The 23,514-nt window shown below is 66.9% G+C and carries 29 protein-coding genes; all 29 read right to left on the bottom strand.

Annotated features, from left to right (window positions below; genetic code table 11):
• Positions 1 to 148: 148 nt before the first annotated feature.
• The 29 genes from rplO to ACIBSW_RS27755 all read right to left on the bottom strand — a co-directional run bounded on the left by rplO (position 149) and on the right by ACIBSW_RS27755 (position 23,373).
• Entirely contained in the window at positions 149 to 592 is a 444-nt protein-coding gene (gene rplO / locus ACIBSW_RS27895) for a 50S ribosomal protein L15 (RefSeq protein ID WP_354724994.1), read from the bottom strand.
• Complete coding sequence (gene rpmD / locus ACIBSW_RS27890; protein WP_184997647.1) at positions 592 to 774, bottom strand: 50S ribosomal protein L30; 183 nt, start codon at positions 772 to 774, stop codon at positions 592 to 594. Before rpmD ends, rplO begins: the two co-directional genes overlap by 1 nt.
• On the bottom strand, positions 774 to 1,394 hold the full coding sequence (rpsE, locus tag ACIBSW_RS27885; RefSeq protein WP_184997648.1) for a 30S ribosomal protein S5: 621 nt from the start codon (positions 1,392 to 1,394) through the stop codon (positions 774 to 776). The genes rpmD and rpsE overlap by 1 nt, the downstream gene beginning before the upstream one ends.
• Before the next feature lie 12 nt (positions 1,395 to 1,406).
• The gene (gene rplR, locus ACIBSW_RS27880) at positions 1,407 to 1,790 is read right to left on the bottom strand and encodes a 50S ribosomal protein L18 (RefSeq protein WP_354725028.1); all 384 of its coding nucleotides are present in this window, start codon (positions 1,788 to 1,790) and stop codon (positions 1,407 to 1,409) included.
• Between the two features lie 8 nt (positions 1,791 to 1,798).
• Positions 1,799 to 2,341: a 50S ribosomal protein L6 gene (rplF, locus tag ACIBSW_RS27875; protein ID WP_354724996.1), complete on the bottom strand. Its 543-nt coding sequence runs from the start codon at positions 2,339 to 2,341 to the stop codon at positions 1,799 to 1,801.
• Positions 2,342 to 2,354: 13 nt separating this feature from the next.
• Complete coding sequence (gene rpsH / locus ACIBSW_RS27870) at positions 2,355 to 2,762, bottom strand: 30S ribosomal protein S8 (protein ID WP_354724998.1); 408 nt, start codon at positions 2,760 to 2,762, stop codon at positions 2,355 to 2,357.
• Positions 2,763 to 2,883: 121 nt separating this feature from the next.
• The gene (locus ACIBSW_RS27865; protein WP_014440734.1) at positions 2,884 to 3,069 is read right to left on the bottom strand and encodes a type Z 30S ribosomal protein S14; all 186 of its coding nucleotides are present in this window, start codon (positions 3,067 to 3,069) and stop codon (positions 2,884 to 2,886) included.
• A gap of 2 nt (positions 3,070 to 3,071) precedes the next feature.
• Positions 3,072 to 3,641 carry a 50S ribosomal protein L5 gene (rplE, locus tag ACIBSW_RS27860; RefSeq protein WP_354725000.1) on the bottom strand — a complete coding sequence of 190 codons (570 nt, stop codon included), beginning with the start codon at positions 3,639 to 3,641 and terminating at the stop codon, positions 3,072 to 3,074.
• The gene (gene rplX / locus ACIBSW_RS27855; protein WP_354725030.1) at positions 3,641 to 3,961 is read right to left on the bottom strand and encodes a 50S ribosomal protein L24; all 321 of its coding nucleotides are present in this window, start codon (positions 3,959 to 3,961) and stop codon (positions 3,641 to 3,643) included. The genes rplE and rplX overlap by 1 nt, the downstream gene beginning before the upstream one ends.
• Complete coding sequence (gene rplN / locus ACIBSW_RS27850) at positions 3,958 to 4,326, bottom strand: 50S ribosomal protein L14 (RefSeq protein ID WP_023358185.1); 369 nt, start codon at positions 4,324 to 4,326, stop codon at positions 3,958 to 3,960. Before rplN ends, rplX begins: the two co-directional genes overlap by 4 nt.
• A gap of 145 nt (positions 4,327 to 4,471) precedes the next feature.
• Positions 4,472 to 4,747: a 30S ribosomal protein S17 gene (rpsQ, locus tag ACIBSW_RS27845; protein ID WP_184997657.1), complete on the bottom strand. Its 276-nt coding sequence runs from the start codon at positions 4,745 to 4,747 to the stop codon at positions 4,472 to 4,474.
• The gene (gene rpmC, locus ACIBSW_RS27840; RefSeq protein ID WP_184997658.1) at positions 4,744 to 4,980 is read right to left on the bottom strand and encodes a 50S ribosomal protein L29; all 237 of its coding nucleotides are present in this window, start codon (positions 4,978 to 4,980) and stop codon (positions 4,744 to 4,746) included. The genes rpsQ and rpmC overlap by 4 nt, the downstream gene beginning before the upstream one ends.
• On the bottom strand, positions 4,980 to 5,405 hold the full coding sequence (rplP, locus tag ACIBSW_RS27835) for a 50S ribosomal protein L16 (RefSeq protein ID WP_015618999.1): 426 nt from the start codon (positions 5,403 to 5,405) through the stop codon (positions 4,980 to 4,982). Before rplP ends, rpmC begins: the two co-directional genes overlap by 1 nt.
• 3 nt (positions 5,406 to 5,408) lie before the next feature.
• Positions 5,409 to 6,263, bottom strand: a complete 855-nt coding sequence (gene rpsC / locus ACIBSW_RS27830) for a 30S ribosomal protein S3 (RefSeq protein WP_354725004.1) — start codon at positions 6,261 to 6,263, stop codon at positions 5,409 to 5,411.
• The gene (gene rplV / locus ACIBSW_RS27825; RefSeq protein ID WP_184997660.1) at positions 6,263 to 6,727 is read right to left on the bottom strand and encodes a 50S ribosomal protein L22; all 465 of its coding nucleotides are present in this window, start codon (positions 6,725 to 6,727) and stop codon (positions 6,263 to 6,265) included. The genes rpsC and rplV overlap by 1 nt, the downstream gene beginning before the upstream one ends.
• Positions 6,728 to 6,764: 37 nt before the next feature.
• A complete protein-coding gene (gene rpsS, locus ACIBSW_RS27820) occupies positions 6,765 to 7,046 on the bottom strand; it encodes a 30S ribosomal protein S19 (protein ID WP_014440726.1) in 282 nt (93 codons plus the stop codon).
• Between the two features lie 13 nt (positions 7,047 to 7,059).
• Positions 7,060 to 7,899, bottom strand: coding sequence for a 50S ribosomal protein L2 (gene rplB / locus ACIBSW_RS27815; protein WP_184997662.1), 840 nt, complete (start codon positions 7,897 to 7,899; stop codon positions 7,060 to 7,062).
• Positions 7,900 to 7,912: 13 nt separating this feature from the next.
• Complete coding sequence (gene rplW / locus ACIBSW_RS27810) at positions 7,913 to 8,215, bottom strand: 50S ribosomal protein L23 (RefSeq protein ID WP_184997663.1); 303 nt, start codon at positions 8,213 to 8,215, stop codon at positions 7,913 to 7,915.
• Entirely contained in the window at positions 8,212 to 8,862 is a 651-nt protein-coding gene (gene rplD / locus ACIBSW_RS27805) for a 50S ribosomal protein L4 (RefSeq protein WP_354725008.1), read from the bottom strand. The genes rplW and rplD overlap by 4 nt, the downstream gene beginning before the upstream one ends.
• On the bottom strand, positions 8,859 to 9,512 hold the full coding sequence (gene rplC, locus ACIBSW_RS27800; protein WP_354725010.1) for a 50S ribosomal protein L3: 654 nt from the start codon (positions 9,510 to 9,512) through the stop codon (positions 8,859 to 8,861). Before rplC ends, rplD begins: the two co-directional genes overlap by 4 nt.
• An 11-nt stretch (positions 9,513 to 9,523) precedes the next feature.
• A complete protein-coding gene (gene rpsJ / locus ACIBSW_RS27795) occupies positions 9,524 to 9,832 on the bottom strand; it encodes a 30S ribosomal protein S10 (RefSeq protein ID WP_007073037.1) in 309 nt (102 codons plus the stop codon).
• Positions 9,833 to 10,185: 353 nt separating this feature from the next.
• A complete protein-coding gene (tuf, locus tag ACIBSW_RS27790) occupies positions 10,186 to 11,379 on the bottom strand; it encodes an elongation factor Tu (protein ID WP_354725013.1) in 1,194 nt (397 codons plus the stop codon).
• Positions 11,380 to 11,498: 119 nt separating this feature from the next.
• Complete coding sequence (gene fusA / locus ACIBSW_RS27785; RefSeq protein ID WP_354725015.1) at positions 11,499 to 13,595, bottom strand: elongation factor G; 2,097 nt, start codon at positions 13,593 to 13,595, stop codon at positions 11,499 to 11,501.
• Between the two features lie 90 nt (positions 13,596 to 13,685).
• Positions 13,686 to 14,156, bottom strand: a complete 471-nt coding sequence (gene rpsG / locus ACIBSW_RS27780) for a 30S ribosomal protein S7 (RefSeq protein ID WP_041831882.1) — start codon at positions 14,154 to 14,156, stop codon at positions 13,686 to 13,688.
• 1 nt (position 14,157) lies between these two features.
• Positions 14,158 to 14,532, bottom strand: a complete 375-nt coding sequence (gene rpsL / locus ACIBSW_RS27775; protein ID WP_014440718.1) for a 30S ribosomal protein S12 — start codon at positions 14,530 to 14,532, stop codon at positions 14,158 to 14,160.
• A 389-nt stretch (positions 14,533 to 14,921) separates the two neighbouring features.
• Positions 14,922 to 15,437 (bottom strand): hypothetical protein, encoded by a 516-nt coding sequence (locus ACIBSW_RS27770; RefSeq protein WP_354725018.1) that lies wholly within the window; start codon positions 15,435 to 15,437, stop codon positions 14,922 to 14,924.
• An 88-nt stretch (positions 15,438 to 15,525) separates the two neighbouring features.
• Entirely contained in the window at positions 15,526 to 15,840 is a 315-nt protein-coding gene (locus ACIBSW_RS27765; protein WP_354725032.1) for a hypothetical protein, read from the bottom strand.
• 113 nt (positions 15,841 to 15,953) lie between these two features.
• Entirely contained in the window at positions 15,954 to 19,844 is a 3,891-nt protein-coding gene (locus tag ACIBSW_RS27760) for a DNA-directed RNA polymerase subunit beta' (RefSeq protein ID WP_354726845.1), read from the bottom strand.
• An 88-nt stretch (positions 19,845 to 19,932) separates the two neighbouring features.
• On the bottom strand, positions 19,933 to 23,373 hold the full coding sequence (locus ACIBSW_RS27755; RefSeq protein WP_354726843.1) for a DNA-directed RNA polymerase subunit beta: 3,441 nt from the start codon (positions 23,371 to 23,373) through the stop codon (positions 19,933 to 19,935).
• Positions 23,374 to 23,514 lie beyond the last annotated feature (141 nt).

Here is a 23,514-nt window from a genome sequence, read left to right as displayed (position 1 = left end):
CGCCGCATCAATTCCGCCCCGGGGCGAAGATCGATCCGGTGACCGGTGAAACAGCGACGTCCGAACTGGCAAAACGCCAGTTCAGACGCCACAACGGGGATGCTGCCCGAGCATCTCGCGATGCCCGGGCGAGCATCCCCGGAAAGCCTCACAGCTCGGTGGCGGAACCACCAGCAGCTGCGATCTTCTCCTTGGCGGACTCGCTGAACGCGTGCGCCGTGACCCGCAGGGTCACGCCGCCCAGTTCGCCGGAGCCCAGAACCTTGACCGGGTGGCCCGCACGGACCGCGCCGGCGTCGGCGAGCTCCAGCGGGCCGATCTCGCCACCGTTCGGGAACAGCTCGGCGAGCCGGTCCAGGTTCACGACCTGGAAGACGACCTTGTTCTTGTTCTTGAAGCCCTTCATCTTGGGCAGGCGCATGTGGATGGGCATCTGCCCACCCTCGAACCGGGCCGGAACCTGGTAACGCGCCTTCGTGCCCTTGGTGCCGCGACCGGCGGTCTTGCCCTTGGAGCCCTCACCGCGACCCACACGGGTCTTCGCGGTCTTGGCACCGGGCGCCGGACGCAGGTGGTGAACCTTGATCGCCATTACTCGACCTCCTCGACACTGACGAGGTGGTTCACCGCGAAGATCATGCCCCGAATCTCGGGGCGGTCCTCCTTGACCACCACATCGTTGATCCGCTTCAGCCCGAGCGACCGCAGGGAGTCCCGCTGGTTCTGCTTACGGCCGATGGCGGAACGGAGCTGGGTGACCTTCAGACGTGCCATCACCGCACCGCCGCTTCCGCACGCGCCGCCAGCATGGCCGCCGGAGCGACGTCCTCGACCGGGAGGCCACGGCGGGCCGCGACGGCCTCCGGGGACTCCAGGCCCTTCAGGGCCGCCACCGTCGCGTGCACGATGTTGATCGGGTTGGACGAGCCGAGGCTCTTGCTGAGCACGTCGTGGATGCCGGCGCACTCCAGCACGGCACGCACCGGGCCACCGGCGATGACGCCGGTACCGGCGGAAGCCGGCTTCAGGAGCACGACACCAGCGGCGGCCTCACCCGTGATCGGGTGGGGGATCGTCGCGGCGATGCGCGGCACCTTGAAGAAGTGCTTCTTGGCCTCCTCGACGCCCTTGGCGATCGCCGCGGGCACCTCCTTGGCCTTTCCGTAGCCGATGCCGACGGTGCCGTCACCGTCGCCGACGATCACCAGGGCGGTGAAGCTGAAGCGACGACCACCCTTGACGACCTTGGCGACCCGGTTGATCGCTACGACCCGCTCGAGATGCGGGGTCTTCTCGACGGGCGCGTTACCGCGACCGCCCTCACGGCGGTTGTCGCGGCGGCCACCTTCGTTGTTACCGCCGGACCCGCCGCCTCGGCGCTGCTGACCAGGCATTGGTCTTCCCTCCTAGAACTCGAGTCCGGCTTCGCGGGCAGCGTCGGCAAGCGCGGCGATCCGCCCCGCGTACCGGTTGCCACCGCGGTCGAAGACGACCTTGGAAACGCCCGCGGCCTTGGCCCGCTCGGCGAGTAGAGCCCCGACCTTGGCGGCCTGCGAGCTCTTGTCACCCTCGCCGCCCCGCAGGGACGCATCGAGGGTGGATGCCGACGCGAGCGTGTGGCCCTTGAGGTCGTCGACGATCTGCGCGGTGATGTTCCGCGTGGACCGGGTGACGACGAGACGGGGACGCTCGGCGGTGCCGCGGACGTTCTTGCGGACCCGGAAGTGCCGGCGCGCCTTTCCGACAGCGCGCTTGTACGCGACACCGCCGCCATTGCGGCGCTTGAGCAGCGTGGCGGTCACTTCTTACCTGCCTTTCCAGCCTTGCGGCGGATGACCTCGCCCTGGTACTTGACGCCCTTGCCCTTGTAAGGCTCCGGCGGGCGGATCTTCCGGATGTTCGCAGCAACCTCGCCGACGAGCTGCTTGTCGATGCCGGCCACGGTGAACTGGGTCGGCTTCTCCACGGAGAAGCTGATGCCGTTCGGAGCGACCACGTTGACCGGGTGCGAGAAGCCGAGCGCGAACTCGAGGTCCTTGCCCTTCGCGGTAACGCGGTAACCCGTGCCGTTGATCTCCAGGGTCTTCTTGTAGCCCTCGGTGACGCCGATGATCATGTTGGCGACCAGGGTACGAGAGAGACCGTGCAGCTCCTTGGCGCGGCGCTCGTCGTTGGGGCGGTTCACCGAAAGCTCGCCGTTCTCGGCCTTCTCGACCTTGATCGGCTCGGCAACGATGTGCTGCAGCTCGCCCTTGGGGCCCTTGACCTTGACGGTCTGGCCCGTGATGGTGACGTCGACGCCGGCCGGTACCGGGATCGACTTACGTCCGATTCGCGACATGTCAGAGTCTCCGTTACCAAACGAAGGCGAGGATTTCCCCGCCAACGCTCCGCTTGCGGGCCTGCCGGTCGGTCAGCAGCCCCTGGGACGTCGAAACGATCGCGACACCCAGGCCACCGAGCACCCGCGGGAGCTCGTCGGACTTGGCGTACACCCGGAGACCGGGCTTGGACACGCGCTTGATGCCGGCGAGGCTGCGCTCGCGGTTCTGGCCGTACTTGAGCTCTACGACCAGGCGCTTGCCGACTTCGCCTTCAGCCGGGTCCTCAGCCGACCAGGACGCGATGTAGCCCTCGGCCTTGAGGACCTCGGCGATGTTCGCCTTGATCTTCGAGAAGGGCATGGTCACCTTGTCGTGGTACGCCTGGTTGGCGTTACGCAGACGCGTGAGCATGTCTGCGATCGGGTCCGTCATCGTCATGGGTATTCGTCAACCTTTCTCGCCGGGGTTCCCAGAGTTCCGGGCCTACGGCGAAGCGGTACTTCATGTGTCCGCCTTCAGTCCTTTTAAGGGGACGGTGGGCGGGGGTGGTCGGACGGGGTTACCAGGAAGCCTTCGACACGCCGGGCAGCTCACCGCGGTGGGCCATGTCCCGGACACACACCCGGCACAGACCGAACTTGCGGTAGACCGAGTGCGGACGTCCGCATTTCTGGCAGCGGGTGTACGCACGCACGGCGAACTTCGGCTTCGCGGCCGCCTTGATGATCAGCGCCTTCTTAGCCATGCTCAGTTCTCCTTGAACGGGAAGCCCAGGAGCTTGAGCAGCTGCCGGCCCTCCTCGTCGGTCGTGGCGGTGGTGACCACCGTGATGTCCATGCCCCGAGGACGATCGATCTTGTCCTGGTCGATCTCGTGGAACACCGACTGCTCGGTCAGACCGAACGTGTAGTTGCCGTGGCCGTCGAGCTTGCGCCCGTCCAGGCCGCGGAAGTCACGGATACGCGGCAGCGCGATCGACAGCAGCCGGTCCAGGAACTCCCACATCCGGTCGTTGCGAAGGGTGACCTTCGCGCCGATCGGCATGCCCTCGCGCAGCTTGAACTGCGCGATCGACTTGGTCGCACGGCGCACCAGCGGCTTCTGACCGGTGATGGTCGTCAGGTCGCGCACGGCACCGTCGATCAGCTTGGCGTCACGAGCGGCCTCGCCGACACCCATGTTCACGACGACCTTCACCAGGCCGGGGATCTGCATGGGGTTGCCGTACTTGTACTGCTCCTGAAGCGCGGGGATGACCTCACCGCGGTACTTCTGCTTCAGCCGGGGCAGCGTCTTGGTCTCAGTAGCGGCAGTCATCACAGGTCCTTACCGGTGCTACGCGCGATGCGGACCTTCTGGCCGCCTTCGTCGATGCGGTACCCGACGCGGGTCGGGTTGCCCTCGGAGTCCACGATCTGCACGTTCGAGATGTGGATCGGGGCTTCCTGCGTGACGATGCCGCCGGTCTTGGAACCGCGCTGGGTGGTGCGGATGCGTTCGTGCTTCTTGATGCGGTTGACGCCCTCGACCAGGATCTTGTCCTGCCGCGGGAAGGCCGCGATGACCTTACCCTTGGCGCCCTTGTCCTTGCCGGCGATGACGACGACCGTGTCGCCCTTCTTGATCTTCACGGTCAGAGCACCTCCGGCGCCAGGCTGATGATCTTCATGAACCGCTTGTCGCGCAGCTCGCGGCCGACCGGGCCGAAGATGCGCGTACCGCGGGGGTCGCCACCGTCCTTGATGATGACGGCGGCGTTCTCGTCGAAGCGGATGTACGAGCCGTCGGGACGGCGGCGCTCCTTGGCGGTGCGAACGATGACCGCCTTGACGACGTCACCCTTCTTCACACCGGCACCCGGAATGGCGTCCTTGACCGTGGCCACGATGACGTCACCGATGCTCGCGTAACGGCGACCGGAGCCGCCCAGAACGCGGATGCACAGAATCTCCCGGGCACCCGTGTTGTCGGCGACGCGCAGTCGCGACTCCTGCTGGATCACGTCTGTCTCCTATGTCTGCCAGTTCTCCGGCGGTCAGCCGAAGCTTGGCGGAACTCTGCTCCGCCGTTAGTCCGTTTCCGGGGCTGCGGCGGGGCGGTTGGACGGGCCGCCGGGCCGGCCGGGTAACCCGGCCGGCCCAGCAAACTCACTTGGCCTTTTCGAGGATCTCCACGACCCGCCACCGCTTGGTGGCGGAGAGCGGGCGGGTCTCCATCAGCGAGACCCGGTCGCCCACGCCGCAGGCGTTCTGCTCGTCGTGCACCTGAAGCTTGCGGGTGCGCCGCAGAACCTTGCCGTACAGCGCGTGCTTGACGCGGTCCTCGACCTCGACGATGACGGTCTTGTCCATCTTGTCGCTGACCACGAGGCCCTCGCGCACCTTGCGCTGGCTCCGCGGCTCAGCAGCTGCGTTCTCGCTCATGCTGTAGTCACCTCAGTCGGCGCGGCCGAGAGCCCCAGCTCACGCTCACGCATGATCGTGTAGATCTTCGCGATGTCCTTGCGGACGACCTGCAGACGACGGTGGTTGTCGAGCTGACCGGTCGCACCCTGGACGCGGAGATTGAACAGCTCCGCCTTGGACTCCTTGAGTCGCGTAACGAGCTCCTCTTCCGGGAGTTCGCGCAGCTCGGAGGCCTTAACGCCCGCTGCCATCAGCTTTCACCCACTTCGCGCGTCACGATGCGGCACTTCATCGGGAGCTTGTGGATCGCGCGACGCATCGCTTCGCGCGCGATCGTCTCGTTCGGGAAGGACATCTCGAAGAGGATCCGTCCCGGCTTGACGTTCGCCACCCACCACTCCGGCGAGCCCTTGCCGGAACCCATGCGGGTCTCGGCGGGCTTCTTGGTCAGCGCCTGGTCCGGGAAGATCGAGATCCACACCTTACCGCCACGCTTGATGTGGCGAGTCATGGCGATACGGGCCGACTCGATCTGCCGGTTGGTCACATACGCCGGCTCCAGGGCCTGGATACCGAACTCACCGAAGACCACCCGGTTGCCGCCCTTGGACGCGCCGTGGCGGTCCGGGTGGTGCGGCTTGCGGAAGCCCTTCGGGGGCTTACGCGGCATCAGCATGTGTCAGCCCTCCTGCTGCGTTTCGGCCGCGGCCGGAGCAACGGCGGTGTCGGTCGTGGGTGCGGCCTCCGCCGGGGCGGGGGTCACAGCCGCGGCCTGGGCGGCGCGGCCGGCCTCGGTGCCACCCGCGGTCGTGCCGGACGAGCCGGAACGGCCACGGCGCGGACGCTCGGGGCGGTCGGCACGGTCACGGCGCGGACGCGCGGGCGCCTCGGGGGCGACCTCGCGACCCGGCACGGCGTCGCCCTTGTAGATCCAGACCTTCACACCGATGCGGCCGAAGGTCGTACGGGCCTCGAAGAAGCCGTACTCGATGTTGGCGCGCAGCGTGTGCAGCGGAACGCGACCCTCGCGGTAGAACTCCGTGCGGCTCATCTCCGCGCCGCCGAGGCGGCCGGAGACCTGCACGCGGATGCCCTTGCAGACCGGGTTCTTCATCGCCGACTGCATCGCCTTGCGCATCGCCCGACGGAAGCTGACCCGGCTGGACAGCTGCTCGGCGACGCCCTGCGCCACCAGCTGTGCGTCCGACTCCGGGCTCTTCACCTCGAGGATGTTGAGCTGAACCTGCTTGCCGGTGAGCTTCTCGAGCTCGCCACGGATCCGGTCGGCCTCCGCACCCTTACGGCCGATGACGATGCCCGGCCGGGCGGTGTGGATGTCGACGCGGACCCGGTCGCGGGTGCGCTCGATGTCGACCTTGGAGATGCCGGCGCGCTCGAGGCCCTTGGACATCATCCGGCGGATCTTGACGTCCTCGCCGATGTAGTCCTTGTAGAGCTTGTCCGCGAACCAGCGGCTCCGCCAGTCGGTGGAGATGCCGAGACGGAACCCGGTGGGGTGAACTTTCTGACCCATTACTCGGCACCCTCCGTGCTCTGCTGGGATTCGGCGGCGGGCGCCGCCTTCTTCGCAGGCGCGGCCTTCTTCGCGGCGGCCTTGCGGGCCGGAGTGGCCACCTGGACCGCCTCCACTGCCACGGTGATGTGGCAGGTGCGCTTGCGGATCCGGTACGCCCGGCCCTGCGCACGCGGCCGGAACCGCTTGAGCGTCGGACCCTCGTCGACGAACGCCTCGCTGACGAGGAGAGCGTCCGGGTCGAGCCGCTCGTTGTTCTCCGCGTTCGCAATCGCGCTCGCGAGCACCTTGTAAACCTGCTCGCTCGCGGCCTGCGGTGCGAACTGCAGAACCGTGAGAGCCTCCTTCGCGGGCAGACCGCGGACGAGGTTGATCACACGGCGCGCCTTGTTCGGCGAGATGCGCACGTGGCGCGCAACCGCCCGTGCGCCCGGAAGCGCCGGAGCGTCGCCCTTGACTGGCATCGCTGTAACCCCTCTTGTTTCTTAATCCGTGGACTGCTTAGCGACGACGGCTCTTGCGGTCGTCCTTCTCGTGACCCTTGAACGTGCGGGTCAGAGCGAACTCGCCGAGCTTGTGCCCGACCATGGCCTCGGTGATGAACACCGGGACGTGCTTGCGCCCGTCGTGCACGGCGATCGTGTGCCCGAGCATGTCGGGGATGATCGTCGAGCGCCGCGACCAGGTCTTGATGACGTTCTTCGAGTTCTTCTCGTTCTGGACTTCCACCTTCTTGATGAGGTGGTCGTCGACGAACGGGCCCTTCTTCAGGCTGCGAGGCATCTTTTAACTCCCGTTACCCGCGCTTGCGGGTGGCGTAGCGGCGGCGAACGATCATGCGGTCGCTCTCCTGGCCCTTGCGGCGGGTACGGCCCTCCGGCTTTCCGGCGGGGTTGACCGGGTGGCGACCACCTGAGGTCTTACCCTCACCACCACCGTGCGGGTGGTCGACCGGGTTCATGGCGACACCACGGACGGTCGGGCGCTTGCCCTTCCACCTCATGCGGCCGGCCTTGCCCCAGTTGATGTTCGACTGCTCGGCGTTACCGATCTCGCCGACGGTCGCGCGGCAGCGGATGTCCACGCGACGGATCTCGCCGGAGGGCATACGCAGCGTGGCGTACACACCCTCACGACCGAGCAGCTGGATGCCAACGCCGGCCGAACGGGCCAGCTTGGCGCCACCGCCGGGACGAAGCTCCACACCGTGGACCGTCGTACCGACCGGGATGTTGCGCAGGGGCAGGTTGTTGCCCGGCTTGATGTCCGCGCCGACACCCGACTCGACCCGGTCGCCCTGCTTGAGGTCCTTCGGCGCGAGGATGTAGCGCTTCTCGCCGTCGGCGTAGTGCAGCAGTGCGATGCGGGAGGTGCGGTTGGGGTCGTACTCGATGTGAGCGACCTTGGCCGGCACGCCGTCCTTGTCGTTGCGCTTGAAGTCGATCAGCCGGTACTGCCGCTTGTGACCGCCGCCCTGGTGCCGCGTGGTGATGCGACCGTGGACGTTGCGGCCACCCTTCTTGGGCAGCGGGGCCAGCAGAGACTTCTCCGGCGTCGACCGGGTGATCTCGGCGAAGTCGGCGACGCTGGAGCCGCGACGGCCCGGCGTGGTCGGCTTGTACTTACGGATAGCCATGATTTACAACCCCTTAGCTGACCGGGCCGCCGAAGGCCTCGATACGGTCACCGTCAGCCAGCTTCACCATCGCGCGCTTGGTCGCCTTGCGCTGACCGAAGCCGGTCTTGGTGCGCTTGCGCTTGCCCTCGCGGTTCGCGGTGTTCACCGTCAGCACCCGGACATCGAAGATCTGCTGAATCGCGATCTTGATCTGGGTCTTGTTGGCGTCCGGGTGAACCAGGAACGTGTACCAGTTCTGGTCGAGAACGCTGTAGCTCTTCTCGGAGACCACGGGCGCGACGATGATGTCGCGCGGGTCGGCGATCGTGCTCACTTGTCCCCCTCCTCGGCGGCTTCGGCCGGAACGCCCAGGAACTCGTCGAGGGCTTCCTTGGTGAAGACGACCTCGTCGGCGACCAGGACGTCGTACGTGTTGAGCTGGCCGGCCTCGATGAGGTGGACGGTCGGCTCGTTACGCAGCGAGATCCAGTTCAGCTCATCGTGGCTGCTCAGGACGACCAGAACCTTGTTCGACTCGGTCGCCTTGCGCAGCGTGGCCACCGCGGCCTTCGTCGACGGCTTCTCGCCGACGATGAAGCCCTCGACCACGTGCACCAGGCCGTCGCGGGCCCGGTCGGACAGGGCGCCACGCAGGGCGGCGGCCTTCATCTTCTTCGGGGTCCGCTGGCTGTAGTCGCGCGGCACGGGGCCGTGCACGACGCCACCGCCGGTGAACTGCGGCGCGCGGATCGAGCCCTGACGGGCGCGACCGGTGCCCTTCTGCTTGTAAGGCTTCTTGCCGCCGCCGGAGACCTCGCCGCGGGACTTCGCCTTGTGCGTGCCCTGACGAGCCGCGGCGAGCTGCGCCACGACGACCTGGTGCATCAGCGGGATGTTCGCCTGCACGTCGAAGATGTCGCCGGGCAGCTCGACCGAGCCGGCCTTCGTGCCCTCGGCGTTGATCACGTCAACCGAGCTCACTTGGCACCACCCTTCTTCTTCGCCGCCGTACGGACGAGGACCAGCGCACCCTTGGGGCCGGGAACGGCGCCCTTGACGAGCAGCAGGTTGTTCTCCACGTCGACCGCCTGAACCGTCAGGTTCTGCACCGTGAAGCGCTTGTTGCCCATGCGACCCGCCATCCGGGTACCCCGGAAGACGCGGCCGGGCGTCGCGCAGGCGCCGATGGAGCCGGGCGAACGGTGCTTGCGCTCAACACCGTGGCTCGACTTGAGGCCGTGGAAACCGTGCCGCTTCATGACACCGGCGTAGCCCTTGCCCTTGGTCTTACCGGTGACGTCGATCGGCGTACCGACCGCAAACGCCTCTACGGTGACCTCCTGGCCGAGCTCGTACTCGGTGGCGTCGGTGGTGCGCAGCTCCACGATGTGGCGCCGCGGCGACACACCCGCCTTCGCGTAGTGGCCGCCCTCGGGCTTGTTGACCTTCCGCGGGTCGATGGCGCCATACGCCAGCTGAACCGCGGTGTAGCCATCTGTCTCGGGGGTGCGGACCTGGGTCACGACGCACGGGCCGGCCTGCACCACGGTTACCGGGACGACCTTGTTGTTGTCCCAGACCTGGGTCATGCCGAGCTTGGCGCCCAGGATGCCCTTAACTTGCCTGTCCATTGTCCGGATCCCTACAGCTTGATCTCGATGTCGACGCCAGCCGGAAGGTCGAGGCGCATCAGCGAGTCGACCGTCTTCGGAGTCGGGTCGATGATGTCGATCAGACGCTTGTGCGTGCGCATCTCGAAGTGCTCGCGCGAGTCCTTGTACTTGTGCGGCGAACGGATCACGCAGAAACGGTTGATCTCCGTGGGCAGCGGCACCGGGCCAGCAACCTGCGCACCGGTACGCGTAACCGTCTCGACGATCTTGCGCGCCGAGGAGTCGACGACCTCGTGGTCATAGGCCTTGAGCCGGATGCGGATCTTCTGTCCCGCCATGGTGGCTTCTGTTTCCTTCTCTCGATGCCGCTACGTGCGAAAGCTGTGGCCCTCGCATGCCCGCAGGACCGTTGGTCCTGCGATGTCCGACCCCCGCGGTCGGGCGTGTCGCGCTGGTGAACCAGGCTCCGCCCCAAGAATCTGGAGCGATCATGCCCGCAAGAAATCCTCCAGGGAGTCTTCCTTGATCCGTCGGGATCGGGGATGCCGGCGGCTGCTAAGAACCACGCCGGACACCCGGCGAGGGTGGCTGACCGCCCTCTCTCGAAAGCGAGAGCAGCCAACCACCCTGCGCGGACGCAACCTGACTAGTATGCCGCATCGATCGCGGCATTGCTAATCGGGGTGCTTACTCAGACGTTGATCTTCGTGACCGTGCCGGCGCCGACGGTGCGGCCACCCTCACGGATCGCGAACTTCAGGCCCTGCTCCATGGCGATCGGCTGGATCAGCTTGACCGACATGCTGGTGGAGTCGCCCGGCATGACCATCTCGGTGCCCTCGGGCAGCGTGACGACGCCGGTGACGTCCGTGGTGCGGAAGTAGAACTGCGGGCGGTAGTTCTGGAAGAACGGGGTGTGCCGGCCGCCCTCCTCCTTCGAGAGGATGTAGACCTGGCCCTCGAACTCCGTGTGCGGGGTGCTGGTGCCGGGCTTCACGACGACCATGCCGCGCTCGACGTCCTCGCGCTTGATGCCACGCAGCAGCAGACCGACGTTCTCGCCCGCGCGGGCCTCGTCGAGCAGCTTGCGGAACATCTCGATGCCGGTGCAAACGGTCTTGGTCGACTTCTCGCGGATACCCACGATCTCGACCTCCTCGTTCGGCTTGAGGATGCCGCGCTCGGCCCGGCCGGTGACGACCGTACCGCGACCGGTGATCGTGAAGACGTCCTCGATCGGCATGAGGAACGGCTTCTCGGTCTCACGCTCGGGCTGCGGGATCGCGGTGTCGACCGCGTTCATCAGCTCCATGAGCTTGCCGCTCCACTCCGCGTCGCCCTCGAGCGCCTTGAGCGCCGAGACACGCACGACCGGCAGGTCGTCGCCCGGGAACTCGTAGGTGCTGAGCAGCTCGCGGACCTCGAGCTCGACGAGCTCCAGGAGCTCCTCGTCCTCGACCATGTCGCTCTTGTTCAGGGCGACAACGATGTACGGAACGCCGACCTGGCGGGCCAGGAGCACGTGCTCCTTGGTCTGCGGCATCGGGCCGTCGGTCGCGGCAACCACCAGGATCGCGCCGTCCATCTGCGCGGCACCGGTGATCATGTTCTTGATGTAGTCGGCGTGGCCGGGGCAGTCCACGTGCGCGTAGTGCCGCGACGCGGTCTGGTACTCGACGTGCGCGATCGAGATCGTGATGCCGCGGGCCTTCTCCTCCGGCGCCTTGTCGATCTCGTCGAACGGCGTGTAGGGGTTCAGGTCCGGGTACTCGTCGTGCAGGACCTTCGTGATTGCCGCAGTCAGCGTCGTCTTACCGTGGTCGATGTGACCAATGGTGCCGATGTTGACGTGCGGCTTAGTCCGCTCGAACTTCGCCTTCGCCACTGGTGTCCTCCTGTGGACTGTGTCTTTTCTTCTCGCCCGGCACGCCGATAAGGCGCTCAGGACTCTGTCGACTGCTCGTGCACGTGCGGTCCTCGACGGACCGCACGTGCCTCAACGCGTCAGGCGCCGGTGGCCTTAGCGATGATCTCCTTCGCCACGCTCTGAGGAACTTCGGCGTAGGAGTCGAACTGCATGCTGTAGCTCGCCCGGCCCTGAGTCTTCGACCGCAGGTCGCCGACGTAGCCGAACATCTCCGAGAGCGGCACCAGAGCCTTGATGACGCGAGCGCCGTGACGCTCCTCCATCGACTGGATGATGCCGCGGCGGGAGTTGAGGTCACCGATGACGTCACCCATGTTGTCCTCAGGGGTGGTGACCTCAACGGACATCATCGGCTCGAGGAGTGCGGGGTCGGCCTTGCGGGCCGCCTCCTTCATCACGATCGAGCCGGCGATCTTGAACGCCATTTCCGACGAGTCGACCTCGTGGAACTGGCCGTCCACCAGCGTCAGCTTCACGCCGACCAGCGGGTAGCCGGCGAGGACGCCGTACTGCAGCGAGTCCTGCGCGCCCGCGTCCACCGAAGGGATGTACTCCTTGGGGATGCGACCGCCGGACACCGCGTTGACGAACTCGTAGGTCGGGCCGTCCGCCGCGAGCGACAGGGGCTCGACGGTGACGACGACCTTCGCGTACTGGCCCGAGCCACCGGTCTGCTTCTTGTGCACGTAGGTGAGCTTCTCCACGGTGCCGCGGATCGTCTCGCGGTACGCCACCTGCGGCTTACCGATGTTCGCCTCGACGTTGAACTCGCGGCGCATGCGGTCCACGAGGATGTCGAGGTGCAGCTCGCCCATGCCGGCGATGACCGTCTGACCGGTCTCCTCGTCGTTGAAGACGCGGAAGGTCGGGTCCTCCTCGGCCAGGCGCTGGATCGCGACGCCCAGCTTCTCCTGGTCGGACTTGGTCTTCGGCTCGATGGCGACCTGGATGACCGGCTCCGGGAAGGTCATCGACTCCAGGATGACCGGGTTCGCCGGGTCGCTGAGCGTGTCGCCGGTGGTGGTCTGCTTGAGACCCTGGACGGCGATGATGTCGCCGGCCTGCGCCGACGGGCGCTCCTCACGCTTGTTCGCGTGCATCTGGTAGATCTTGCCGATCCGCTCCTTGCGGTCCTTGGTGGAGTTGACCACCTGGGAGCCGGAGTCGAGCGTGCCGGAGTAGACCCGGACGTAGGTGAGCTTGCCGAGGTGCTTGTCCGTCTGGATCTTGAACGCCAGGCCCGAGAAGGGCTCGTCGTTCGACGGCTTGCGCACGATCGGGGTCTCACCGTCGACGGCGGTGCCGTCGATGGCCGGGACGTCCAGCGGAGACGGCAGGAAGTCGACGACGGCGTCGAGCATGGGCTGAACGCCCTTGTTCTTGAACGCCGAGCCGCACAGCACCGGGTTGGCCTTGCTGGCGATCGTGGCGCGCCGGATGGCGGCCTTGATCTCGTCCTGGGAGACCTCTTCGCCCTCGAGGTACTTCTCCATGACCGCGTCGTCCACGTCGGCGAGCGTCTCGATGAGCTTCTCGCGCCACTCGTTCGCGGAGTCGACCAGGTCGGCCGGGATCTCCTCGATCGCGTAGTCCTCGCCCTTGGTGGTCTCGCCACGCCAGGTGAGCGCCCGCATGCCGATCAGGTCGACGACGCCGATGTGGTCGCCCTCGAGCCCGATCGGGATCTGCAGGACGAGCGGCGTGGCGTTGAGCCGGTCGATCATCATCTGCACGCAGCGGAAGAAGTCGGCACCGGTCCGGTCGAGCTTGTTGACGAAGCACATCCGCGGGACGTTGTACTTGTCCGCCTGCCGCCAGACGTTCTCCGTCTGGGGCTCCACGCCGGCGACGCCGTCGTAGACCGCGACAGCACCGTCGAGCACACGCAGCGACCGCTCGACCTCGACCGTGAAGTCGACGTGGCCGGGCGTGTCGATGATCTGAATCGTGTACCCGTTCCACTCGCACTTCGTGGCGGCGGAGGTGATGGTGATGCCGCGTTCCTGTTCCTGCTCCATCCAGTCCATGACGGCCGCGCCCTCGTGGACTTCACCGATCTTGTACGTGATACCGGTGTAGAACAGGATCCGCTCGGTCGTCGTGGTCTTACCAGCGTCGATGTGCGCCATGATGCCGATGTTGCGTACCTTGGCGAGCGCGTCTGCGGCGGCCACTTCAATCCCTACTTTTCTTCGGCGTCGTCTCTGCAGGACCGGTACGACCGACTGCGTTGGCCCGGCGGGAACCGGGCCGGCAGCGGGGTCTTACCAGCGGTAGTGCGCGAAGGCCTTGTTGGACTCCGCCATCTTGTGGGTGTCCTCGCGCCGCTTGACGGCGGCACCGAGGCCGTTGCTGGCGTCGAGCAGCTCGTTCTGCAGGCGCTCGATCATGGTCTTCTCGCGGCGGGCCTTGGAGTACTGGACCAGCCAGCGCAGACCGAGGGTGGTCTGCCGCGGCGTGCGGACCTCGACCGGCACCTGGTAGGTCGCGCCACCGACACGGCGGCTGCGGACCTCGAGGGTCGGCTTGACGTTGTCCATGGCGCGCTTGAGCGTCACCACGGGGTCGGTGCCGCTCTTCTCGCGGCAGCCCTCGAGGGCGCCGTAGACGATGCGCTCAGCGAGCTGACGCTTGCCGCCGACCAGGATCTTGTTCACCAGCTGGGTGACCAGTGGCGAGTTGTAAACCGGGTCCGCGACCACCGGGTGGCGCGGAGCAGGGCCCTTACGCGGCATATCAGCTCTTCTCCTTCTTCGCGCCGTAACGGCTGCGGGCCTGCTTGCGGTTGCGGACACCCTGGGTGTCCAGCGAACCGCGGACGATCTTGTAGCGGACGCCCGGGAGGTCCTTAACACGACCGCCGCGCACGAGCACGATCGAGTGCTCCTGCAGGTTGTGGCCGACGCCCGGGATGTACGCCGTCACCTCGATCTGGCTGCTGAGCTTCACACGAGCGACCTTGCGCAGCGCAGAGTTCGGCTTCTTGGGGGTGGTGGTGTACACGCGCGTGCACACGCCGCGCCGCTGAGGGCTTCCCTTCAGCGCCGGCGTCTTGGTCTTGCTCGTCTTCGCCTGGCGGCCCTTTCGGACCAGCTGCTGGATCGTGGGCACCGGGTTTCTCCGCTCCCTTCGGCCGCCCTTATTAGCGGCCGCAATGTCTTCGTTTGCGTTGTGCGTCGTGAGACCCCGGTTTGGGTCTCCGACACCCGCGGTCGGGCGTGTCGTCCGGCTCACGGTCCCGCCGCGCGCTTGACACACGCAACGAGTGTTCTGTCTTTGTCAGGGCTGTAACCCTGTCGTGCCACTGCCCCGTCGATTACCACAGACTCGGGCGCACGCACGAGTTGCCCGGGCGAGCCCGGGCACGAGGGGAAAGAATACCCACCTCAGGGACACAGGTCAAAACGAGCCGGTTTCCCCTGATGGACATCTCCAACTAACAAGTGTACCGGGTGCCCCGGCACGACAGAGCCGCGGTGTCGGATCCGGCACCAGAGGTCTCACGATTGCTGCAACACCACTACCAACAACAACGTCAGCACCGCGATTCCCAGCCCGACTCCCCCGCACCAGAGCCCCGCCACGGCGACGCCGTTGCCGGTGAAGCGGACCCGGCCGGCGGCACCTGAGCTGCGGATCTGCCGCCGGGCGGCCAGGCCGACACCGACGGCGCCGCCGCCGAAGAGGACGCTGAGCAGGGCGAACGCGCCCGCCACCCAGCCGCCCCAGCCCTCCGACGAGCCGGCGATGCCGAAGCAGAGCACCAACGTGGACACCAGGATCGAGGCGATTCCGGCCATCAGCGCGCCGATCGCCAGTCCGGACGTGATCGGCGTAACCCTGAGCTGGACCAGGCCGAACCCGGTGCCGGGCACGGCCTCCACCCGCTCCGGGGTCCACAGCTCGTTCGACTTCGGCGGCAGGACGCCGGACGGCTGCGCCGGCACCTGTGCCGGCGGTGGCTGCCCGTACGGCGCCGCCGGTGGTGCCGACCACGAACCTGGCTGCTGCGTCACGGACCGTCCCTCTCCCCGCCAACCGCTGGATCAACCGAGCATGTCACCCGAACGTGGTCCGGCGCAGCCCCAGGGCGCTGGCGGGCTCTCAGTCGGTGTTCGCGCCGAAGTCCTGGCCGACCGGCCCGCCGGCCAGATGCAGCAGGCCGGCGATCGCCGCGACCACCAGCGTGGTGAGCGCCAGCACGATCCCCGCCCAGGCCAGCCGCCGGCCGCGGCGCACCCAGACCATGCCGGTCAGGTAGCCGCCCGCCGAGTAGGCCTGGCGCTCGACCTGGCGGGCCAGCAGCAGCGCGATGGTGGCGGGAATCACCCCGCCGACGAACGCCCCGGTCAGGAACGCCACCAGGCCGAGGGCGAAGACGGCACGCGCCTTGGTCGACGGAGCCGGATCCGGATCCATCGGGTGGCGGGTGGGCACGGCGGTGGCGGGGAGGGTCACCCATCCATCTTAGGAACACCGAGGGGCGGCCGCGCATTGATGCGCGGCCGCCCCGGCGGTACTACCTGAAACCCTTAGCGGTACGACCCGAAGTCGAAGTCGTCCAGCGGCACAGCCTGCCCGCTGGCCGGCCCGAAGCCGTAGTCGGTCTCGGGGTACCCGGTCATCGAGTACACCTTGGCCTTGGCCTCCTCGGTCGGCTCGACCCGGATGTTGCGGTACTTGCTGATGCCCGTACCGGCCGGGATGAGCTTGCCGATGATGACGTTCTCCTTGAGGCCCACCAGCGAGTCGCTGCGCGAGTTGATCGCAGCGTCGGTGAGCACCCGGGTGGTCTCCTGGAAGGAGGCCGCCGAGAGCCAGGAGTCGGTCGCCAGCGAGGCCTTGGTGATACCCATCAGCACCGGGCGACCGGCGGCGGGCTCGCCACCCTCGCCGACGAGCCGGCGGTTCTCCGACTCGAAGAGCGCCCGGTCGACCAGCACGCCCGGCAGGAACTCGGTCGCGCCGGAGTCGATGACCGTGACCCGCTTGAGCATCTGGCGGATGATGATCTCGATGTGCTTGTCGTGGATGAGCACACCCTGCGAGCGGTAGACCTCCTGGACCTCACTGGTCAGGTGGACCTGGACCGCCCGCGGACCCATGATCCGCAGAAGCTCGTGCGGGTCGATGGTGCCCTCGGTGAGCTTCTCGCCGACCGCGACGTGGTCGCCGTCGAGCGCCCGCAGCTTGACGCGCTTGGAGATCTTGTCGTACACGATCTCCTCGCTGCCGTCGTCCGGGATCACGACGATCTTCCGCGACCGCTCGCCGTCCTCGATGCGGATGCGTCCCGGGGTGTCGGCGATGGGCGCCTTGCCCTTGGGCACGCGGGCCTCGAAGATCTCCTGCACACGCGGCAGACCCTGGGTGATGTCCTCACCCGCGACACCACCGGTGTGGAAGGTACGCATCGTCAGCTGCGTGCCGGGCTCACCGATGGACTGGGCCGCGATGATGCCGACGGCCTCGCCGATGTCGACCGACTTGCCGGTCGGCAGCGAGCGGCCGTAGCAGGCCGCGCACACGCCGAGCTTCGACTCGCAGGTCAGGACGCTGCGCACCCGGACCGTCTCCACCCCGGCGGCGACGAGCTTGTCGACCAGGATCGAGTTGAGGTCCTCACCACGTGCCACCACGATGCTGCCGTCGGGGCCGGTGATGTCGTCCGCGATGGTGCGGGCGTGCACACCGGTCTCGGCGTGCGTGTGCACGACGAGGGTGCCGTCGGGCTCGCGGTCGCTCACCGTCATCGGGATCGCGCGGTCGGTGCCGCAGTCCTCTTCACGGATGATGACGTCCTGCGAGACGTCCACCAGACGCCGGGTCAGGTAACCCGAGTCGGCGGTACGCAGCGCGGTGTCCGCCAGGCCCTTACGGGCACCGTGCGTGGAGATGAAGTACTCCAGCACGGTCAGACCCTCGCGGTACGACGAGGTGATCGGGCGCGGGATGATCTCGCCCTTGGGGTTGGCAACCAGACCACGGATCGCGGCGATCTGCCGGAGCTGGAGGAGGTTACCGCGAGCGCCAGAGTTGATCATGACCCAGAGCGGGTTCTCCTGCGGCAGCGCCGTCTCCATCTCCTTCGAGATGTCCTTGGTCGCGTTGGTCCAGATGTCGATGAGCTCGCCGCGACGTTCCTCGGCGGTCATCAGGCCCCGCTGGTACTGCTTGTCGATGCGGTCGGCCTCGCCCTGGTAGCGAGCGATGATCTCCGGCTTGCGCGGAGGGCCGATGACGTCGCCCATGCCGATCGTCACACCGGACCAGGTGGCCCAGTGGAAGCCGGCCTCCTTGAGCGCGTCCAGGGTCGCCGCGAGGGCAACCTTGGGGAAGCGCTCGGCGAGGTCGTTGACGATCGCGGAGAGCTGACCCTTGCGGATCTCGTAGTTGACGTAGCGGTAGCCCGGCGGCAGCGTCTCGTTGAAGAGCACCCGTCCCAGGGTGGTCTCGACGAGCAGCTTGTCGCCCGACTCCCAGCCCTCGGGCTGGGCCCACGCCGGCGCGGACGCGCCGTTGTCGACCTCGACCACCTCGGGCAGCCTGATCTTCACCTGCGCCTGCAGGTGCAGTTCGCCGTTGTCGAACGCCATCCGAGCCTCGGCGTCCGAGCTGAAGACCCGGCCCTCGCCCTTCGCACCCTGGGTCAGGTGCGTCAGGTAGTAGAGGCCGATGACCATGTCCTGGGTGGGCATGGTGACGGGCTTGCCGTCGGCCGGCTTGAGGATGTTGTTCGACGAGAGCATCAGGATCCGGGCCTCGGCCTGCGCCTCGGCCGACAGCGGCACGTGCACCGCCATCTGGTCGCCGTCGAAGTCGGCGTTGAACGCCGTACAGACGAGCGGGTGGATCTGGATCGCCTTGCCCTCGACCAGCTGCGGCTCGAAGGCCTGGATGCCCAGGCGGTGCAGGGTCGGCGCGCGGTTCAGCAGCACCGGGTGCTCGCTGATGACCTCTTCGAGGACGTCCCACACGACGGCGCGCTGACGCTCGACCATCCGCTTGGCCGACTTGATGTTCTGCGCGTGGTTCAGGTCGACCAGGCGCTTCATCACGAACGGCTTGAACAGCTCCAGCGCCATCTGCTTCGGCAGGCCGCACTGGTGCAGCTTGAGCCGGGGGCCGACGACGATGACGGAACGGCCGGAGTAGTCGACGCGCTTGCCGAGCAGGTTCTGCCGGAAGCGGCCCTGCTTGCCCTTGAGCATGTCGGACAGCGACTTCAGCGGACGGTTACCCGGGCCGGTGACCGGCCGGCCGCGGCGGCCGTTGTCGAACAGCGCGTCGACGGCCTCCTGCAGCATCCGCTTCTCGTTGTTGACGATGATCTCGGGGGCGCCGAGGTCGATCAGTCGCTTGAGCCGGTTGTTGCGGTTGATGACCCGGCGGTACAGGTCGTTCAGGTCGCTGGTCGCGAAGCGGCCACCGTCGAGCTGCACCATCGGGCGCAGGTCCGGCGGGATGACCGGGACGCAGTCCAGCACCATGCCGAGCGGCGAGTTGCGGGTGTTCAGGAACGCGGCGACGACCTTGAGCCGCTTGAGCGCACGGATCTTGCGCTGGCCCTTGCCGCTGCGGATGGTCTCGCGCAGCGACTCGGCCTCGGCGTCGAGGTCCATGTTCTCCAGCAGGGCCTTGATCGCCTCGGCACCCATGCCACCGGTGAAGTACTCGCCGAAGCGGTCGCGCAGCTCGCGGTAGAGCAGCTCGTCGGTGACGAGCTGCTTGCTGTCGAGCTTGCGGAACGTGTCGAGCACCTCGTCGAGCCGGTCGATCTCGCGCTGCGCCTTGTCACGGATCTGGCGCATCTCGCGTTCGCCAGCCTCCTTGACCTTGCGGCGCACGTCGGCCTTGGCACCCTCGGCCTCGAGCTCGGCGAGATCCTGCTCGAGCTTGGCGGCCCGCTTCTCGATCTCGGAGTCGCGGCTGTTCTCGGACTGCCGCTTCTCGGCGAAGATCTCGTTCTCGATGGTGGACATGTCGCGGTGACGCGCCTCGGCGTCAACGCTCGTGATCACGTACGAGGCGAAGTAGATGATCTTCTCGAGATCCTTGGGCGCCAGGTCGAGCAGGTAGCCCAGCCGGCTCGGCACACCCTTGAAGTACCAGATGTGCGTGACCGACGCGGCCAGCTCGATGTGGCCCATGCGCTCACGGCGCACCTTGGACCGGGTCACCTCGACGCCGCAGCGCTCACAGATGATGCCCTTGAACCGAACCCGCTTGTATTTACCGCAGTAGCACTCCCAGTCCCGCTGCGGACCGAAGATCTTCTCGCAGAAGAGTCCGTCCTTCTCGGGCTTGAGCGTGCGGTAGTTGATCGTCTCGGGCTTCTTGACCTCACCGTGCGACCACTGTCGGATGTCGTCAGCAGTAGCAAGGCCGATGCGCAACTCGTCGAAGAAGTTGACGTCGAGCACTTGGTCTATCCCTCGTGTTTCGTTGCTCGGATATTTTCCAGGCCGGCGGGGGCGTCCCCGGCAGTTTCAACCACCGGGGACGCTTCCGTCAGATCTCTTCGACGCTGCTGACGCCCTCGTTCGGACGCCTCGACAGGTCGATGCCGAGTTCTTCCGCGGCCCGGAAGACCTCGTCGTCGGTCTCACGCATTTCCAGGGCAACGCCGTCGCTGGAGAGCACCTCGACATTCAGGCACAGCGACTGCAGCTCCTTGAGCAGCACCTTGAACGACTCGGGGATTCCCGGCTCCGGGATGTTCTCGCCCTTGACGATGGCCTCGTAGACCTTCACGCGGCCCAGGACGTCGTCGGACTTGATGGTGAGCAGCTCCTGCAGTGCGTAAGCCGCACCGTAGGCCTGCATCGCCCAGCACTCCATCTCGCCGAACCGCTGGCCACCGAACTGCGCCTTACCACCCAGCGGCTGCTGCGTGATCATCGAGTACGGGCCGGTCGAGCGAGCGTGGATCTTGTCGTCGACCAGGTGGTTCAGCTTCAGGATGTAGACGTAGCCGACGGAGATCGGGTCCGGCAGCGGTTCACCGGAGCGACCGTCGAAGAGCTGCGCCTTGCCGTCGCCGTTGACCAACCGCTTACCGTCACGGTTGACCACCGTCGACTCGAGAAGGCCCTTGATCTCCTCCTCGCGGGCGCCGTCGAAGACCGGCGTCGCGACGTTGCTGTCCTTCGGCGACTCGTGCGCGTCGATGGCGCGCAGCTGCCGCTTCCAGTCGGCGTCGTCGCCCTCGACCTCCCAGCCCGTCTTGGCGATCCACCCGAGGTGGGTCTCCAGGACCTGGCCGATGTTCATACGCGAGGGCACACCGAGCGGGTTGAGCACGATGTCGACCGGCGTACCGTCCTCGAGAAACGGCATGTCCTCGATGGGCAGGATCTTCGAGATGACGCCCTTGTTGCCGTGCCGGCCGGCGAGCTTGTCGCCGTCCTGGATCTTGCGCTTCTGGGCGACGTAGACCCGGACCAGCTCGTTCACGCCCGGGGGCAGCTCGTCGCCGTCCTCGCGCGAGAACGTGCGTACGCCGATGACCGTGCCGGTCTCGCCGTGCGGCACCTTCAGCGAGGTGTCCCGGACCTCCCGGGCCTTCTCGCCGAAGATCGCGCGCAGCAGCCGCTCCTCGGGGGTCAGCTCGGTCTCGCCCTTGGGCGTGACCTTGCCGACCAGGATGTCGCCGGGCACGACCTCGGCGCCGATCCGGATGATGCCGCGCTCGTCCAGGTCGGCGAGCATTTCCTCGCTGACGTTGGGGATGTCACGGGTGATCTCTTCCGGGCCGAGCTTGGTGTCGCGGGCGTCGACCTCGTGCTCCTCGATGTGGATCGAGGTGAGGACGTCCTGCTGCACGAGGCGCTGCGACAGGATGATCGCGTCCTCGTAGTTGTGGCCTTCCCAGCACATGAACGCGACGAGCAGGTTCCGGCCGAGGGCCATCTCACCCTCGTCGGTACACGGACCGTCGGCGATGACCTGGCCGGCCTCGACCCGGTCGCCCTCGAAGACGACGGGCTTCTGGTTGACGCAGGAGCCCGCGTTGCTGCGGCGGAACTTGTGCAGCAGGTAGGTCCGGCGGTGGCCGTCGTCCTGGTGCACCGTCACGTAGTCGGCGCACAGGTCCTCGACCAGACCGCCGACCTCGGCGACGACCACGTCGCCGGCGTCGACGGCGGCACGGTACTCCATGCCCGTGCCGACCAGCGGGGCCTCCGCCTTGACCAGCGGAACGGCCTGACGCTGCATGTTGGCACCCATGAGGGCACGGTTCGCGTCGTCGTGCTCGAGGAACGGGATCATCGCCGTCGCGACCGAGGTCATCTGCCGCGGCGAGACGTCCATGTAGTCGACCTGCTCGCCGGGGACGTAGTCGATCTCGCCGCCCTTACGGCGGACGAGAACGCGGTCCTCGGCGTAGGTGCCGTCGCTCTTGAGCGGCGCGTTGGCCTGCGCCTTGACGAACCGGTCCTCTTCGTCGGCCGTCAGGTAGTCGACCTGGTCGGTGACCCGGCCGTTGTCCACCCGGCGGTACGGCGTCTCGATGAACCCGAACGGGTTGACCCGCGCGAACGTCGAGAGGGCGCCGATCAGGCCGATGTTCGGGCCCTCCGGCGTCTCGATCGGGCACATCCGGCCGTAGTGCGACGTGTGCACGTCGCGGACCTCGAAGCCGGCCCGCTCACGGGACAGACCACCGGGGCCGAGCGCGCTCAGCCGGCGCCGGTGGGTCAGGCCCGCCAGCGGGTTGGTCTGGTCCATGAACTGCGACAGCTGCGACGTGCCGAAGAACTCCTTGATCGCGGCCACCACGGGGCGGATGTTGATCAGGGTCTGCGGCGTGATCGCCTCGACGTCCTGGGTCGTCATGCGCTCACGGACGACGCGCTCCATCCGGGACAGGCCCACCCGGACCTGGTTCTGGATGAGCTCGCCGACGGTGCGCAGGCGACGGTTGCCGAAGTGGTCGATGTCGTCGGCCTCGTAGCCCTCCTCACCGGCGTGCAGCCGGCAGAGGTAGTCCACGGTCTTGACGATGTCTTCCTCGGTCAGCGTGCCCCGGACGATCGGGACGTCGATGTCGAGCTTCTTGTTGAACTTGTAACGGCCGACCTTGGCGACGTCGTACCTCTTCGGGTTGAAGAAGAGGTTGTCGAGCAGGGTCTGCGCGTTCTCCCGCGTCGGCGGCTCGCCAGGGCGGAGCTTGCGGTAGATGTCGAGCAGGGCCTCGTCCTGCCCCGCGATGTGGTCCTTCTCGAGCGTCGTCATGAGCAGCTCGGACCAGCCGAACCGCTCCCGGATCTGCTCCGCCGACCAACCGATCGCCTTGAGCAGGACGGTGACGGCCTGCCGGCGCTTGCGGTCGATGCGGACACCGACGGTGTCGCGCTTGTCGATATCGAACTCGAGCCAGGCACCCCGGCTCGGGATGACCTTGACGCTGGAAAGGTCGCGGTCTGAGGTCTTGTCCGGCTCCTTCGTGAAGTACACGCCCGGCGAGCGGACGAGCTGACTCACCACGACGCGCTCAGTGCCGTTGATGACGAACGTCCCCTTGGGGGTCATCATCGGGAAGTCACCCATGAACACGGTCTGGCTCTTGATCTCGCCAGTGGTGTTGTTGGTGAATTCCGCGGTCACGAACAGCGGCGCGCAGTAGGTCAGGTCCTTCTCCTTGCACTCCTCGATCGAGGCCTTGACCTCGTCGAAGCGCGGCGCTGAGAAGGACAGCGACATGGTGCCGGAGAAGTCCTCAATGGGACTGATCTCTTCGAGGATCTCTGCGAGGCCCGAGTGGGCGTGAGGATCGTCCGTCGAGCGCGCTTGCCAAGCCTCGTTCCCGACCAACCAGTCGAAGGACTCCGTCTGGAGGGCGAGGAGGTTTGGGACCTCAAGTTGCTCGGTGATCCTGCCGAATGAAATGCGGCGGGGAGCGTAAGCGCTCGACGTACGACTGGTCTTCGCAGGGCGGGAAGCTGCCAAGATGCGTCCTTCCGAGGACCGGTGCTGCTGATGCGGCTGAGCTGCTGATGCAACTGTCTGCGTCACTTGTCTGCGTGCACTCCAATGAACCCCCAGGAAATCATCCGGATGGATATTCCTGCAGGGCTCAAGACAGAAGGC

It is taken from the genome of Actinoplanes sp. NPDC049668 (genome assembly GCF_044465445.1).
Lineage (GTDB): Bacteria > Actinomycetota > Actinomycetes > Mycobacteriales > Micromonosporaceae > Actinoplanes.
The sequence above is the reverse complement of the archived record's forward strand: the minus strand, read 5'-3'. Positions and strand labels throughout refer to the sequence as shown.

What these genes read in the sequence shown, in the direction of transcription:
- rplO (WP_354724994.1), bottom strand. Translation starts at nt 592, where the DNA reads ATGGCGATCAAGGTTCACCACCTGCGTCCGGCGCCCGGTGCCAAGACC.
- rpmD (WP_184997647.1), bottom strand. Translation starts at nt 774, where the DNA reads ATGGCACGTCTGAAGGTCACCCAGCTCCGTTCCGCCATCGGCCGTAAG.
- rpsE (WP_184997648.1), bottom strand. Translation starts at nt 1,394, where the DNA reads ATGCCTGGTCAGCAGCGCCGAGGCGGCGGGTCCGGCGGTAACAACGAA.
- rplF (WP_354724996.1), bottom strand. Translation starts at nt 2,341, where the DNA reads ATGTCGCGAATCGGACGTAAGTCGATCCCGGTACCGGCCGGCGTCGAC.
- rpsH (WP_354724998.1), bottom strand. Translation starts at nt 2,762, where the DNA reads ATGACGATGACGGACCCGATCGCAGACATGCTCACGCGTCTGCGTAAC.
- ACIBSW_RS27865 (WP_014440734.1), bottom strand. Translation starts at nt 3,069, where the DNA reads ATGGCTAAGAAGGCGCTGATCATCAAGGCGGCCGCGAAGCCGAAGTTC.
- rplE (WP_354725000.1), bottom strand. Translation starts at nt 3,641, where the DNA reads ATGACTGCCGCTACTGAGACCAAGACGCTGCCCCGGCTGAAGCAGAAG.
- rpsQ (WP_184997657.1), bottom strand. Translation starts at nt 4,747, where the DNA reads ATGAGCGAGAACGCAGCTGCTGAGCCGCGGAGCCAGCGCAAGGTGCGC.
- rpmC (WP_184997658.1), bottom strand. Translation starts at nt 4,980, where the DNA reads ATGGCAGCGGGCGTTAAGGCCTCCGAGCTGCGCGAACTCCCGGAAGAG.
- rplP (WP_015618999.1), bottom strand. Translation starts at nt 5,405, where the DNA reads ATGCTGATGCCGCGTAAGCCCCCGAAGGGCTTCCGCAAGCCGCACCAC.
- rpsC (WP_354725004.1), bottom strand. Translation starts at nt 6,263, where the DNA reads ATGGGTCAGAAAGTTCACCCCACCGGGTTCCGTCTCGGCATCTCCACC.
- rplV (WP_184997660.1), bottom strand. Translation starts at nt 6,727, where the DNA reads ATGCCAGTCAAGGGCGACGCTCCGGCGCTTCCGGGCGCACGGGCGGTT.
- rpsS (WP_014440726.1), bottom strand. Translation starts at nt 7,046, where the DNA reads ATGCCTCGCAGCCTGAAGAAGGGCCCGTTCGTCGACGACCACCTCATC.
- rplB (WP_184997662.1), bottom strand. Translation starts at nt 7,899, where the DNA reads ATGGCTATCCGTAAGTACAAGCCGACCACGCCGGGCCGTCGCGGCTCC.
- rplC (WP_354725010.1), bottom strand. Translation starts at nt 9,512, where the DNA reads ATGGACAGGCAAGTTAAGGGCATCCTGGGCGCCAAGCTCGGCATGACC.
- rpsJ (WP_007073037.1), bottom strand. Translation starts at nt 9,832, where the DNA reads ATGGCGGGACAGAAGATCCGCATCCGGCTCAAGGCCTATGACCACGAG.
- rpsG (WP_041831882.1), bottom strand. Translation starts at nt 14,156, where the DNA reads ATGCCGCGTAAGGGCCCTGCTCCGCGCCACCCGGTGGTCGCGGACCCG.
- ACIBSW_RS27765 (WP_354725032.1), bottom strand. Translation starts at nt 15,840, where the DNA reads ATGGATCCGGATCCGGCTCCGTCGACCAAGGCGCGTGCCGTCTTCGCC.